This window comes from Piscinibacter gummiphilus, assembly GCF_002116905.1.
In the GTDB taxonomy this organism is placed as follows: Bacteria; Pseudomonadota; Gammaproteobacteria; order Burkholderiales; family Burkholderiaceae_C; genus Rhizobacter; species Rhizobacter gummiphilus.
The window spans coordinates 2,452,890-2,465,936 of record NZ_CP015118.1; the positions used below are offsets into that span (position 1 = coordinate 2,452,890).

At 71.0% G+C, this 13,047-nt stretch carries 12 protein-coding genes; 5 read left to right on the forward strand and 7 right to left on the reverse strand.

Annotated features, from left to right (window positions below; translation table 11 throughout):
• The first annotated feature begins 74 nt into the window (after window positions 1–74).
• The gene (locus tag A4W93_RS10925; RefSeq protein WP_085750632.1) at window positions 75–1,526 is read left to right on the forward strand and encodes a GGDEF domain-containing protein; all 1,452 of its coding nucleotides are present in this window, start codon (window positions 75–77) and stop codon (window positions 1,524–1,526) included.
• A 4-nt stretch (window positions 1,527–1,530) separates the two neighbouring features.
• Here the strand turns inward: A4W93_RS10925 and A4W93_RS10930 are convergent, their stop codons facing one another.
• Genes A4W93_RS10930 through A4W93_RS10940 form a run of 3 tightly spaced genes read right to left on the reverse strand, consistent with a single transcriptional unit; the run spans window position 1,531 to window position 6,156 of the window.
• Window positions 1,531–4,062 carry a branched-chain amino acid ABC transporter ATP-binding protein/permease gene (locus A4W93_RS10930; RefSeq protein ID WP_085750633.1) on the reverse strand — a complete coding sequence of 844 codons (2,532 nt, stop codon included), beginning with the start codon at window positions 4,060–4,062 and terminating at the stop codon, window positions 1,531–1,533.
• A complete protein-coding gene (locus A4W93_RS10935) occupies window positions 4,059–4,937 on the reverse strand; it encodes a branched-chain amino acid ABC transporter permease (RefSeq protein ID WP_085750634.1) in 879 nt (292 codons plus the stop codon). Before A4W93_RS10935 ends, A4W93_RS10930 begins: the two co-directional genes overlap by 4 nt.
• Window positions 4,938–4,965: 28 nt before the next feature.
• Window positions 4,966–6,156 (reverse strand): ABC transporter substrate-binding protein, encoded by a 1,191-nt coding sequence (locus A4W93_RS10940; RefSeq protein ID WP_085750635.1) that lies wholly within the window; start codon window positions 6,154–6,156, stop codon window positions 4,966–4,968.
• A 196-nt stretch (window positions 6,157–6,352) separates the two neighbouring features.
• On the opposite strand from A4W93_RS10940, the gene A4W93_RS10945 reads away from it, so the two are divergent.
• The 3 genes from A4W93_RS10945 to A4W93_RS10955 all read left to right on the forward strand — a co-directional run bounded on the left by A4W93_RS10945 (window position 6,353) and on the right by A4W93_RS10955 (window position 9,290).
• On the forward strand, window positions 6,353–7,276 hold the full coding sequence (locus A4W93_RS10945) for a polysaccharide deacetylase family protein (protein ID WP_085750636.1): 924 nt from the start codon (window positions 6,353–6,355) through the stop codon (window positions 7,274–7,276).
• Window positions 7,273–8,487 carry an amidase gene (locus A4W93_RS10950; RefSeq protein ID WP_085750637.1) on the forward strand — a complete coding sequence of 405 codons (1,215 nt, stop codon included), beginning with the start codon at window positions 7,273–7,275 and terminating at the stop codon, window positions 8,485–8,487. Before A4W93_RS10945 ends, A4W93_RS10950 begins: the two co-directional genes overlap by 4 nt.
• 95 nt (window positions 8,488–8,582) lie before the next feature.
• Complete coding sequence (locus tag A4W93_RS10955) at window positions 8,583–9,290, forward strand: GntR family transcriptional regulator (protein WP_237357757.1); 708 nt, start codon at window positions 8,583–8,585, stop codon at window positions 9,288–9,290.
• 4 nt (window positions 9,291–9,294) lie between these two features.
• Here the strand turns inward: A4W93_RS10955 and A4W93_RS10960 are convergent, their stop codons facing one another.
• Entirely contained in the window at window positions 9,295–9,888 is a 594-nt protein-coding gene (locus A4W93_RS10960) for a TetR/AcrR family transcriptional regulator (protein ID WP_237357758.1), read from the reverse strand.
• Window positions 9,889–9,988: 100 nt separating this feature from the next.
• On the opposite strand from A4W93_RS10960, the gene A4W93_RS10965 reads away from it, so the two are divergent.
• Window positions 9,989–10,804: a metal-dependent hydrolase gene (locus A4W93_RS10965; protein ID WP_085750640.1), complete on the forward strand. Its 816-nt coding sequence runs from the start codon at window positions 9,989–9,991 to the stop codon at window positions 10,802–10,804.
• Here the strand turns inward: A4W93_RS10965 and A4W93_RS10970 are convergent, their stop codons facing one another.
• The 3 genes from A4W93_RS10970 to cobA all read right to left on the reverse strand — a co-directional run bounded on the left by A4W93_RS10970 (window position 10,805) and on the right by cobA (window position 13,044).
• Window positions 10,805–11,845 (reverse strand): NAD(P)/FAD-dependent oxidoreductase, encoded by a 1,041-nt coding sequence (locus tag A4W93_RS10970; RefSeq protein WP_085750641.1) that lies wholly within the window; start codon window positions 11,843–11,845, stop codon window positions 10,805–10,807. It lies immediately after the preceding gene.
• 75 nt (window positions 11,846–11,920) lie between these two features.
• Window positions 11,921–12,244, reverse strand: coding sequence for a ferredoxin FdxA (gene fdxA, locus A4W93_RS10975; protein ID WP_085750642.1), 324 nt, complete (start codon window positions 12,242–12,244; stop codon window positions 11,921–11,923).
• A 56-nt stretch (window positions 12,245–12,300) separates the two neighbouring features.
• Window positions 12,301–13,044, reverse strand: a complete 744-nt coding sequence (gene cobA / locus A4W93_RS10980) for a uroporphyrinogen-III C-methyltransferase (RefSeq protein WP_085750643.1) — start codon at window positions 13,042–13,044, stop codon at window positions 12,301–12,303.
• Window positions 13,045–13,047 lie beyond the last annotated feature (3 nt).

A 13,047-nucleotide genomic window follows, 5' to 3' on the forward strand; every position in this document is an offset into this window, starting at 1 on the left:
GGGCACTGCCGGTTTTACCGGCTGGTCCGATTGGCACACAATGCGAGGTTTTCGCCGAAGGCCCGCCCCCGAAGATGCCCACCACGCCCCCGTCGAGTTCCGCCGCTGCCACCTCCGGGAGTTCCCTGGGCGCGGCCGTGCTGCGAAAGGACGTCGCGCTGGTGTTCTCCGCGGTCTTCCTTGCCGCGCTGCTCGGCATCCTGACCCGGCCCAGCGCCTACCTGGCGGCGTTCTGGCCCGCGAACGCGGTGCTGCTGGGCCTGATGGTGCGCGAGGCGCGCCTCGCCCGCGCGCACGGCTGGATCAGCGCCATCGCGGGCTACCTCGCGGCGGACTTCCTCACGGGCGGCAAGCCACTGCCCACCCTGGCGCTCACCGCAGCCAACCTGTGCGGCGTCGTGGCCGGGGTGTGGCTCTACGCGCGCGTCGTGCCCGGCTCGCGCCGCCTGCAGCGGCCGCTGGCCATCCTGCACCTCTACTGCGTCACCGTGGTGGTGGCGCTCGCCGCGGGTTTGCCGGGTGGACTCGCGTCGGCGCACTTCTTCGGCAGTTCGTTCTCGAGCGGCTTCGTCTTGTGGGTCAGTGCCGAATGGGTCAATGCGCTGCTCGTGCTGCCGGTGGTGATCTCCGCGCCCACGCTGCCGTGGCGGCGCTGGGCCGCCGTGGCGCGCGCGGAGTTGCGCCAGTTGGAATGGGAGCGGGCCGCACCGCTGCTGGCGTTGCTGGCCGCACAAGCCGCGGGCATGTGGGTCGGCGGACCCGGCGGCGTGGCCTTCCCCGTGGCGGCGCTGCTGTGGTGCGCGCTCACCTACACCGTCTTCACCACCGCGCTGATCTCCTTCGTGTCCTGCACGGTGCAGTTCGCGGGTGCCGCGGCCGGCTTCTTCGACGTGCCGCTCGAACCGGTGCACGCGCACTCGCTCGTGTCGATCCGGCTGGGCATTGCGCTGCTGTCGCTCGGGCCACTGGCCGTGGCCGTCTCCAACGCATCGCGGGCCGAGGCGCTGGCGCGGTTGGACCGCGCCGTGAGCCACGACCACCTGACCGGCGTGCTGGCCCGCGGCGCGTTCCTGTCCCACGCGGGGCGGCTGCTGAACCGGCTGGCCGGCGAAGGGCAGGGCGTGGCCGTGCTGATGCTCGACGTCGATCACTTCAAGCTGGTGAACGACCGCCACGGCCATGCGAGCGGCGATGCCGTGCTCGCGGGCTTCGCGGCGCTCGCCACGTCCGCACTGCGTCCCGAAGACCTCGTGGGACGCCTCGGCGGCGAGGAGTTCGCGGCGGTGCTGCCACGCACCTCGCTCGACGACGCGATGCACGTGGCCGATCGCCTGCGCGCCCGCGTGGCCGAGGAGGGCTTCGAGGTCGCGCGCGGTGGCACGCTGCACGTGACGGTCAGCATCGGCCTCGTGCGGGTGGACGACGCGGCCGGCATGTCCATCGAGACGCTGCTGGCGCGCGCCGACGAGGCGCTCTACCGCGCCAAGGCCCAGGGCCGCAACGCCGTCGTGCGCGCCGTCGTCTGACCCCTCAGTGCCCGCCGCCGAGGTAGGCCTTGGCAAGTGCCGGGTCGGCGGCGATCTCCTCGGCCGATCCCTCCGCCACCACGCGCCCGCCCTCGACCACGAAGGCACGGTCGGCGATGGCCAGGGCCAGTGCCGCCATCTGGTCGACCAGCAGCACCGTGAGGCCCTCCTGGCGCAGCGTGTCGAGCGCCTGGAACAACTCTTCGATGACCTTGGGCGCGAGGCCCAGCGACGGTTCGTCGAGCAGCAGGATGCGGGGCTTCGACATCAGCCCGCGCGCGATCGCGAGCATCTGCTGCTCGCCGCCCGACAGCAGCCCGGCGCGCTGCGCCTGGCGCTCGCGCAGGCGGGGGAAACGCACGAACATCTCCTCCAGGCGCGCCTCGCGGCCTTCGGGGTGCAGGAAGGCGCCCAGCAGGATGTTGTCGCGCACGCTCAGTTCCGGGAACACCTGCCGGCCCTCGGGCACGAGCACGAGGCCCTGCCGCACGATGTCTTCCGGCCCGAGGCGCGTGAGGTCCGCGCCCTGCAGGTGGATGCCGCCCTGCACCGGCCGGTGCAGGCCCGCGAGCGCCCGCATCAGCGTGGACTTGCCCGCGCCGTTCGCGCCGAGCAGCGCCACGACTTCGGACGAGCGCACCTGCAGGTCGATGCCGTGCAGCACGTCGACCGATCCGTACGAGGCGACGAGCTTGCCGACGCCCAGCATCTCGGGCGCCGAGGCGGCCTCGCGCGACGCGCGGCGCGGCGGCGCGTTGACCGAGGCGCCCAGGTAGGCCTGCAGCACCTTCGGGTCCGCCTGCACCTCGGCGGGCGTGCCGGTCGCGAGGTGCTGCCCCGCATCGAGCACCACCACGCGGTCGGACACACCCATCACCAGTTCCATGTCGTGTTCGATCACGAGCACGCCGACGCCGGTGGTGGCGATGCGGCGCAGCAGATCCGCCAACCGCGCCTTGTCCTCGCGGCTCAGGCCCGCGGCGGGTTCGTCGAGCAGCAGCACCTGCGGGTTGGTGGCGAGCGCGCGGGCGATCTCGACGAGGCGCTTGTCGACGTGGGCGAGGTCGGCCGCGCGCGTGGCCGCCGAACCGGCGTAGCCGCAGAAGGCGAGCAGCGCGCGGGCGCGTTCGCGGCGGGCGGGGTCCTCGAAGCCCGCCGGCGAGAAGAGGGCGCCGAGCCGGCCGCCGGCCAGCGCGATCACGACGTTGTCCTCGACGCTCAGGCCGCCGAACAGCAGCGAGGTCTGGTACGTGCGGGCGACGCCCTTGCGCGCGGCCTGGAACGCGGGCGCGCCATGCAGCTCGCGGCCTTCGAGGTGGACGGTGCCTGCGGTCGGGACATACAGCCCGCTCAGCATGTTGAGCACCGTGGTCTTTCCGGCGCCGTTGGGGCCGATCAGGCTCGTGACCTGGGCGGGATGCACCTCGACGTCTAGGCCCTCCACGGCACGCAGGCCGCCGAAGCGCATCGTGAGGCCCTTCGCCACGAGGCGGCCGCGCTGGCGGTCGAGCCACGCGAGGGCGCCGGGCGCGGCCGGGGGCACCGGCACGAAAGGCATCGGGCGCGCGGTCCAGCGGCGCAGCAGGCCGGCCACGCCGGTGGGCGCGGCCCACAGCACGAGCAGCAGCATCACGCCGAAGCACAGCAGCCGGTAGGCCTCGAGGCTCGACAGCAGTTCGGGCAGCAGCCCGACGATGACCGCGCCGATCACGGGGCCGGCCACCGAACCCGTGCCGCCGATCACGACGACCAGCACGAACAGCAGCGACTGCGAGAAGCCGAACGACTGCGGCGTGACGATGCCCGACAGCGGTGCGAAGAGCCCGCCGGCCAGGCCCGCGGCCGCGGCCGACAGCGAGAAGGCCACGGTCTTCACGACCAGCGGATCGAGGCCCACGGACTGCGCGGCGGTTTCGCTGTCGCGCACCGCGCGCATCGCCGCGCCCCAGCTGCCGCGCGAGAGGCGCGTGAACAGCACGAGCACTGCGCCGGCCGTCACCACGGCGAGCGCCGCGACGGCGCGTTCGCCGGTCAGCCACCCGAGGAACGAGAAGCCCGGCACACCCATGATGCCGTTCTGCCCGCCGGTGAGGTCGCGCATCTCGACGATGGCGTGTTCGACGATGAAGCCGAACGCGATGGTGATCATCGCGAGGTACGGGCCCTTCACGCGCAGCGCCGGCAGCGCGAGCAGCGCGCCGAGCACCGCGGCGAGCAGCGCGCCGAGCGGCCACGCCACCCACACGCTCACGCCGAACTTCGTGGTCAGCACCGACACCGTGTAGGCACCGATGGCGTAGAAGCCCACGTGCCCGATGGACATCTGGCCCGTGAGCCCGATCAGCACGTTCAGGCCGATGCCCACGATGGCGAACAGCGCGACGTTCGCGAGCACGAACACGTGGTAGCCGTTGACCGTGGCGGCCGCGACGACGCCCGCGGCGACCACGGCGATGCCGGCGGTCCACTGGGCGATGGAGGGACCCTGCGGTGCCGCCGAGGCGGGCAGGGTGATTCGGTCGGCGAGGGTGTTCATACTTTCTTGACCTCGGCGCGGCCGAAGAGACCGTTGGGACGCCAGGCGAGGGTGGCGATCACGAGCGAGAACGTGATGATCTGGGTGTAGCCCGAGCCGAGCAGCACGGTCACGAGCGATTCGGACACGCCGAACACGAGGCCCGCCACCATCACGCCCCACGGGCTCAGGATGCCGCCGAGGATGGCGACGGCGAAGGCCTTCAGGCCGAACAGCGTGCCCATGTCCGCGTGGATGTTGAAGAGCGGTGCGATCAGCACGCCCGCCACCGCGGCGAGCAGCGCCGACAGCGCGAACGACGCGGCCACGAGCCGCTTGACGGGAATGCCCATCAGCCGGGCCGCGTCGCGGTTCTGCACGACGGCGAGCATGCCCACGCCCCAGCGCGTGCGGCGCGCGACGAAGTGCAGCGCGGCCGCGAGCGACAGGCCCACGATGGGGATCAGGATCTGCAGCGGGTACACGCCGAGGCCCAGGTCGCCGAAGCGCACGGGCGCCTCGGCGAGGGGCGACGGCATGCTGCGCGGCTCCTTGCCGAACGTGAACAGCACGACGTTGTCGAGGATGATGCCGAGCGCGACCGTGGCCATCAGCCACGAGTCGGACCCGCGGCTGACGAACGGCCGCACCGCGAGCCATTCGACGAGCCAGCCGTAGAGCGCGCAGAGCGCGAGGGCCAGCAGGATCGCGAACGCGACCGGCCAGCCGAGCGTCTGCGCGAACGTGAACGTCAGCACCGCGCCGAGCATCATCGAACTTCCCTGGGCGAAGTTGACGGTGCCCGACACGGCGTACGTGACGTAGAAGCCGAGCGCCATCAACCCATACATGCTCCCGAGGCCCAGGCCGCTCAGGAACGCCGACAACATCAACATCGTGCGGTACCGTCCGTTCGTCCGGAGATCAGTTGACGGTCACGCCGACCGGCACGATGCGGTTGTCGATGAACTGCGTCCACACGTAGTCGTCGACCCCCACCGCGTCGTGCACCGTCGCGCTGAACGGCTTCACGTAGGTCTTGATCAGGCCTTCGTGGCGGTCGATCTTGTAGAAGCCCTGGCGCACGGCGTCGCCGTCGGTGCTGCCGGCTGCGGCGATGGCCTTGGCCGCGAGGTGCATGCCGTCGTACGCGTTGGCCACGCCCACGGCCGGGGTGATGTCGCCAGGGCCCTTCACGTTCGGGTACTTGGCCATCATCGTCTTGATCACGCGTTCGCCCACCGGACCCTGCTTGCCGAAGAAGCTGTAGGTCTGGATGAAGTGCACGTCCTTGGCGTTGGGGCCGGCCAGTTCCGTGAAGCGGCCGCCGGCGGGGCCCCAGTGCGAGACCACGGGCACCTTCCAGCCCATGCGGTCGAGCGACTTGACCACCTGGGCCGACGGGCCCACGTTGCCCACGAGGAACAGCGTGTCGGCGCCCGCGGCCTTCAGGCGCGTGAGCTGCGGCACGACGTCGAGGTCGTTCGCCTCGAACTTCTCGACCCCGACCGAGGCCACGCCCTTCTCGGCGAGCGCGGCCTTCAGGCCCTTCTCGTTCGACTCGCCCCACGGGTTGTTGACGAGGATCATCGCGGGCTTCGTCGCCTTGAACGTCTTCTGCGCGTACTGCAGCATGGCCTTGTCGACGATCTCGTCGACGGCCGACACGCGGAACGCGAAGTTCGGGTTCGCACCGTTTTTCGTGATGGCGGTGCCCGCGGCCCACGGGCCCATGAACGGCACCTTCTCCTGGTTGGCCACCGGCACGATGGCCATCGACACCGGCGTGTCGAGGCCGCCGAACAGCACGGCCACCTTCTCCTTGAAGATCAGCTCGCGCGCGGCCACCACCCCCTTGGCCGGGTTCGATTCGTCGTCGCGGCGCAGCAGCTCGAGCTTGCGGCCGCCGAGCAGGCCACCCGACGCGTTGATCTCGTCGATGGCGAGCGTGAGGCCGCGCGTGAGCGCTTCGCCGGCGAGGGCCGACTGGCCCGACAGCGCGGTGACGAGGCCGATCTTGATGGTGTCGGCGGCGAGGGCGCTGCCGGCCATCGCGGTGGCGAATGCGGCGGCGGCGAGCTGGGTGAGGACGAGGCGGCGGGTCGGTCGGGACATGGCGTACTCCAGGGGATAGGTCCCGGGGAAATGCAATCGCCGTGCCACCTTGTGAACAACGTGCTCTATAGATTGTCAACAATCGGCACATGACTTGCTGACAAACATTCGAGCGAATTGTTCGCACGATGTTGGGGCTGGAAATGCCCCGGAATGGAGATTCCCGAATGACGCATGAACCAGAAACGGGCGCGCGATGAGCAGCCGCTACGTCGACGGCGTGCCCGGCCACGACCGCTTCCCCTATGTGCCCATCACGCGGCGCCCCGACTACCGCTGGCCGAACGGCGCGCGGCTCGCGGTGTACCTCGGCTTCAACCTCGAGCACTTCGCGTTCGGTGAAGGGCTCGGCGCGTGCATCGGCCCTGCGAGTGCGCACCCCGACGTGCTGAACTACGCGTGGCGCGAGTACGGCAACCGCGTGGGCGCATGGCGCTGCCTCGAGCTCTTCGACCGCCTCGGGCTGCCGGCGGCGAGTCTCGTCAACACCGCGCTGTACGACCATTGCCCCGAACTCGTCGAAGCCTGCGTGGCGCGTGGCGACGAACTGGTGGGGCACGGCCACACGAACGCCGAACGCCAGGCCGAACTCGACGAGGCGGCCGAGGCCCGGCTGCTGCTGGCCTGCCGCGAGCGCATGCGCCACCACAGCGGGCAGGCGCCCGCGGGCTGGCTGTCGCCATGGATCTCCGAGAGCCGGCACACGCCCGACCTGCTCGACGAGGCGGGCTACACGTACACGCTGAACTGGTGCCACGACGACCAGCCGGTGCCGATGCGCACACGCAGCGGCCGCGCGATCTGGTCGGTGCCGTACCCGCAGGAGCTCAACGACATTCCGATGATCGTGGCGCGGGGCATGGACGCGAAGGACTTCACGCAGATGATCGTCGACAACACCGACGAGATGCTCGAGCAGTCCGCCGCGCAGCCGCTCGTGATGGGCCTCGCGCTGCACCCGTACATCGTGGGCCAGCCCTACCGCCTGCGGCACCTGCGCCGCGCCCTCGAACACCTCGCCGCGGCCCGTGACCGCGGCGACCTCTGGTTCACGACCCCCGGCGCGATCTGCCGGCACGTGGACACCTTGCTGAACGACCGCCTGGAGACCCGCCGATGACCGCTTCCCCTTCTTCCGAGTTCCCCATCGACGACACCGTCGGCGCCTGGGTGCCCCATGGCCGCTTCGTCGTGAAGGGCGCCGGCGGCGGGCCGCTCGCCGGCCTGTCCTTCGCCGCGAAGGACCTGTACGACGTCGCCGGCCACGTGACCGGCGCGGGCAACCCGACCTGGCTGCTGACCCACGGCCCCGCGGCGCGCAACAGCCCGGTCGTCGACCGCCTGCTCGAATCGGGCGCGACGCTGTTCGGCAAGGTGCTCACCGACGAACTCGCGTACAGCATCCTCGGCGAGAACCTGCACTACGGCACGCCGCTGAACCTGCGTGCGCCGGGCCGGGTGCCGGGCGGCTCGTCGAGCGGGTCGGCCGCGGCGGTGGCCGCGCGCCTCGTGGACTTCGCGCTCGGCACCGACACGGGCGGCTCCACGCGTGTGCCGGCGAGCTACTGCGGCCTGTGGGGCCTGCGCACCACGCACGGCCTGCTGCCCGCGGCCGGCCTCGTGCCGCTGAGCCCCGGCTACGACACCGCGACCTGGCTCGCGCACGACGGCCTCACGTTCGAACGCGTGGGCCAGGCGCTGCTGCCGGCCTCGGACTTCCTGCCGCGCCGTTGTGTCGTGTGGAGCGACACGTGGGCGCAGGCCGACGCGGTGTTCCAGGCGCCGCTGCAGCAGGCGAGGGACGTGCTCGTGCGCCAGCTGCGCCTCGACGTGGAGACCTTGCCCGTCGCGGGCGACCGCGGCCTCGAGGCCTGGCGTCAGGTGTACGTGGGTGCGAGCGCCAGCGAGGCCTGGCAGGTGCACGGCGAGTGGATCACGGCGAACGCGCCCCGGTTCGCGCCCGGCATCGCCGCGCGTTTCGACGGCGCGAGCCGCATCGGCGTGCAGGACGCGGCCACGTCGCGTGTCGAGGCCGCGGCCATCCGTGCGCAGGTGAGGGCGCTGATCGGTGACGATGGCGTGGCGCTGGTGCCGTCGGCGTCGAGCCCGCCGCCGCTGCGCGGCGCTCCCGAAGCCGACGTCGACGCGTTGCGCGCCCGCACGATGCGCATCACGTGTGTCGCAGGTCTGGCGGGGCTGCCGCAGGTCAGCCTGCCGTGGTCCGGTCCGGCCGGCGAGCCCATCGGCCTGTCGCTGGTGGGCCCCGCCGGCAGCGACCTCGCGCTGATTCGCCTCGCCCGCGAACTGGCGGCGGGCCTGGCGGCGGCGTGATGGAACCGGCCTGTTGTGGCAAGCTCGCGCACAGCCGATCTTCCGAACCCGCCTCTCCGACGATGCCCCGCACCCGCCAGACGCCCCCCGAGCCCTTGACCCCGCCCGTCGTGCTGCCCTGGGAGCCCCAGGAAGGCGAGGACGAGGAGGGGCGCATCTACCGCGCGGTGTTCGAGAGCGTGATGAACCAGCGGCTGCAGCCGGGCACGAAGCTGCCCGAGCACCAGCTGTGCGAGCTGTTCGGCGTGAACCGGTCGGTGGTGCGCAAGGTGCTGCAGCGGCTCGCGCACGACCACATCGTGCAGCTGCGGCCCAACCGGGGCGCCATCGTCGCGATGCCGTCGATCGAGGAGACGCGCCAGATCTTCGAGGCGCGCCGCGGGCTCGAGGCGGTCATCGTGCGCCTGGCCGCCACGCGGGTCACGAAGGCCGACGTGGCCGACCTGCGCCGGCGCCTGCAGGCCGAACACGAGGCCATGCACCGGGCCGACCAGCCCGCATGGGCGCGGCTCGCCAGTTCCTTCCACCTGAAGCTGGGCGAACTGTCGGGCAACCCGATCCTGCTGCGCTATCTCGCCGAGATGATCTCGCGCTGCTCGCTGATCGTCGCGCTGTACCAGCCGCCGGGCAACGCGTCGTGCGAACACGATGAACACGAGCGCATCGTCGACGCCATCGAACGCGGCGACGGCGATACGGCGGTCGCGCTGATGGACCAGCACCTCGGTGAACTGGAGCGCCATGTGGCCGTGCGCCCCGAAGCGCCCGAGCCGAGCCTGGCCGCGCTGCTGGGCCTCGGTTGACCGGTCAGCGCGGGCGTTGCGCCACGGCGCGCACGAGTTCGCACGACGGCCCCACGAGGTCGTCGAGGGTCGCGTGGTTGCACTCGATGGCCTGCAGCACCAGTTCGTGGATGCCGCCCACCACGGCCATCGCGAGCGCCGGCGTGAACTCGGCATGGGCGCCGGAGCTGGGACGTTCGGCCACCTGGAGGATGAACGCGGCGATCTCCTCGTGGACCCGGCGGCGCGCCGCCAGCCCCGGTGCACCCAGCGCGATGATGTCGATGAACAGCGTGCGCAGCAGCACCGGGCTCAGCGACAGGCAGCCCAGGTAGGCGCGCATCGCGCCTTCGAGCTGGCCCTGCCACGAGTGGGCGGGGTCGATCGCGGTCTGCAGCACCTTCAATGCTTCGTGGCTGGCCGCGTCGTACAGCGCGATCAGGCAGTCGGACTTGGTGGCGTAGTGTTCGTAGAACGTGCGGCGCGACACGCTGGCTTCGCGCACGATGTCGGCGATGGTGGTGTCGGCGTACCCCTTCTCGGCCACCGCGCGGGCCATGCCTTCCAGCAGGCGGCGGCGGTGTTCCAGGGGTTCGGATTCGGAGACTCTGGCAAGCATGGGGCTGGCGTTGGTACTTGACAGTACCATGGTTCGGTCACATCATCGGATCTCGTTGGTACGAAGGCGTACTGTCACATCCGGCATCAGGAGCCGAATCATGACCGATCTGGTGGTCCGCCGCCTGCTCATCGACCTCGAAGCGCCGTTCGATCGCCACTGGTGCGGCGGCGATGCCTTCCTGTCCGCGTGGTTCAACGCGCTGTCGATGAGCTTTCCCGTCGGCGAGCAGTTCTTCATCGACTCGGTGCGCAACGGCCACAAGGCCCTGCCGCCCGATCGCCATGCTGCGCTGAAGGACGAGGTACAGGGGTTCGTGGGCCAGGAGGCCACGCACCGCCGCATCCATGCGCTGTTCAACGGGCACCTCGAGCGCCAGGGCTTCGTCAACGACTGGGGTCCGAAGGCGCTGGAGCGCATGAAGCTGCTGGAAGGCTTCGACGTGCGCCATCCGGTGGCCATCACCGCGGCCAACGAACACTTCACGGCCATCTTCGCCGACTGGCTGCTGGCCCATCCCGAGGTGTTCGGGAGCGCCGAGCCGCGGCTGCGCACGATGTGGCTGTGGCATGCCGCGGAGGAGTCGGAGCACAAGAGCACCGCGCTCGACGTCTATCGCGCGCTGGGTGGCGACGAAGGCTGGCGCCGCACCTGGTTCCGCCGCGTGACGATCATTTTCCTGACCGACACGGTGATCCAGACGGTGAAGAACCTGCGGCGCGACGGCACGCTGTGGCGGTGGTCCACGTGGCGCAGCGCGGCGCGGCACCTGCTCGCGCGCGACGGCCTGCTGCGCGAGTCGTTCAAGCCGTGGCGCGCGTACTTCCGCGAGGGCTTCCACCCGAACGACCTGCACAGCGACCTGGCCGAACGGTGGCTCGCGGACAACGCGAACGCGTACCGGCCGGTGAACTGATCAGGGGGACGGCACGCCCAGCAGCTCGTGCAGGCGCGTGCTGGTGGTGGTGTACTGCAGCTGGATGCGCTGGTCCGGGTAGACGAGCGCCGCGATGCCGAACGAGGCGAGGGCCGCCTCGTGGAAGCCCGACAGGATCAGGCGCTTCTTGCCTGGGTAGGTGACCACGTCGCCCACCGCGAACACGCCCGGCACGCTGGTCTGGAAGGTGCCGGTGTCGACCACCACCTGCTTCTTCTCGAGCACCACGCCCCATTCGGCGAGCGGGCCCAGCTTGGGGCTCAGGCCCAGTCCCACGACCAGAAGGTCCAGCGGCAGGCGCAGCGTCTGCGCGTCGCCGTGGGTGATCTGCAGCGCGGCGAGGCGGCCATCGGCCGCTTCCTCGAGACCGGTGGGCTGGCCCGCGACGAAGGTGAGGGCGCCGGACGCGATGCGTTCGCGCACATGCTCGATGGTGGCGGCCTCGGCCTGGAACACGTCGCGGCGGTGCAGCAGCGTGACGCTGCGGGCGCGGTGCGGGCCGGGTTCGCTCAGTGCGAGGGCGGCGTCGAGCGCGGCATCCACGCCTCCCGCCACCACCACGTCGCGGCCGGCGAACGGCTCCAGCGACCGCAGTCCGTGGAAGACCTGGGTGTCGAAGTGCCGCTCGAGGCCGGGAAGGGCGAGCCGGCGCGGCTGGAACGAGCCCACGCCGCCGGCGATGACCACGGCCTTCGCGAGGAAGGTGGTGCCGGCGGAGGTGCCGACGAGCAGCCGGCCGTCGTCCTGCCGTTCGAGCGAGGCCACCTCCTGGCCCAGGTGCAGCTGCGGCTTGAAGGGCTCGACCTGCTTCAGCAGGTTGTCGACCAGCTCGCGCGCCGAACAGGCGGGGATGCCGGGGATGTCGTAGATGGGTTTGTCGGGGTACAGCTCGATGAGCTGGCCGCCGGGGACGTGCAGTGAGTCGACGACGTGCGCGCCGATCTCGAGCAGGCCGAGTTCGAACACCTGGAAGAGGCCGGCGGGGCCGGCGCCGATGACGAGGGTGTCGGTTTCGATCATTCGCTGGTCATCCCGGCGAAGGCCGGGATCTTGTGCGGAGGCCCGGGGTCCCGGCCTTCGCCGGGATGACGTGCTTTATTTGATCAGCTCGGACAGCTTGCCCGTGCGATCTTTCCACTCGTCCGCGTCGGGCAGCGCCGCCTTGCGCTTCGTGATGCTCGGCCAACCCTTGGCGAGGTCGGCGTTGATCTTGATCATGTGCTGCTGGTCACCCGGCACATCCTCCTCCGGCATGATCGCGTTGGCGGGGCACTCGGGGATGCACACCGCGCAGTCGATGCACTCGTCGGGATCGATCGCGAGGAAGTTCGGACCTTCGCGGAAACAATCGACGGGGCACACGTCCACACAGTCGGTGTATTTGCACTGGATGCAGGCTTCGGTGACGACGTGGGTCATGGCTGGATGCTGGTTTGAACTTCGAATGGGGTTCGCGCGGAGCGAAACCGTTGATTTTAGCCCTTTGCCGGGGCGTTTGCGCCTCCGGGGAGGATGGGCGAGGGGTCGAGCGGCGCGGCACCCGCGCCCACGACCACGACGGCCGGGCGGTCTTCGTGCACCGGACCGGCGTCGCCCAGCGTGGCCACGGTGTGGTCGCTGTGGCGGCTGTCGGGCCAGCCGGCCTTCGAGACGATGCTGACCGGCGTGTCGCCCGGCCAGCCGGCCGCCATCAGCCGGGTCGACAGCGCGGCGAGCTGCTTGCCCGCCATGTAGAAGACCTCGGTGTCGGCCGTGCGGGTGGCGTTCATGTCCCCCGTGCGGGTCATCGCGGTGGTGAGGCTCAGGCTGCGCCCCTCGCCGCGGCGGGTGAGGGGGCGCGCGGCCGCAGCGGCCGCGGCCAGCGCCGACGTCACGCCGGGCACGACCTCGCAGGGGATGCCGGCCTTCGCCAGCGCCTCGAGTTCCTCTTCCAGGCGGCCGAAGATGCTGGGGTCACCACCTTTCAAGCGCACGACGAGCGTGTGCTCCTGGGCGTACCGCACCAGCAGGTCGTTGATCTCGGCCTGGTCCATGCTGTCGGGCCGGAAGCCCCGCTTGCCGACGTGGAACCACGTGGCCTTCGGGGCGAGGTCCTGCAGCGCCGGGTCGGTCAGCGCGTCATACAGCACCACGTCGGCGGCGGCGAGACGCTGCGCGCCGCGCACCGTGATGAGGTCGGCCGCACCCGGGCCCGCACCGATGAAGACGACGCTTCCCATGGT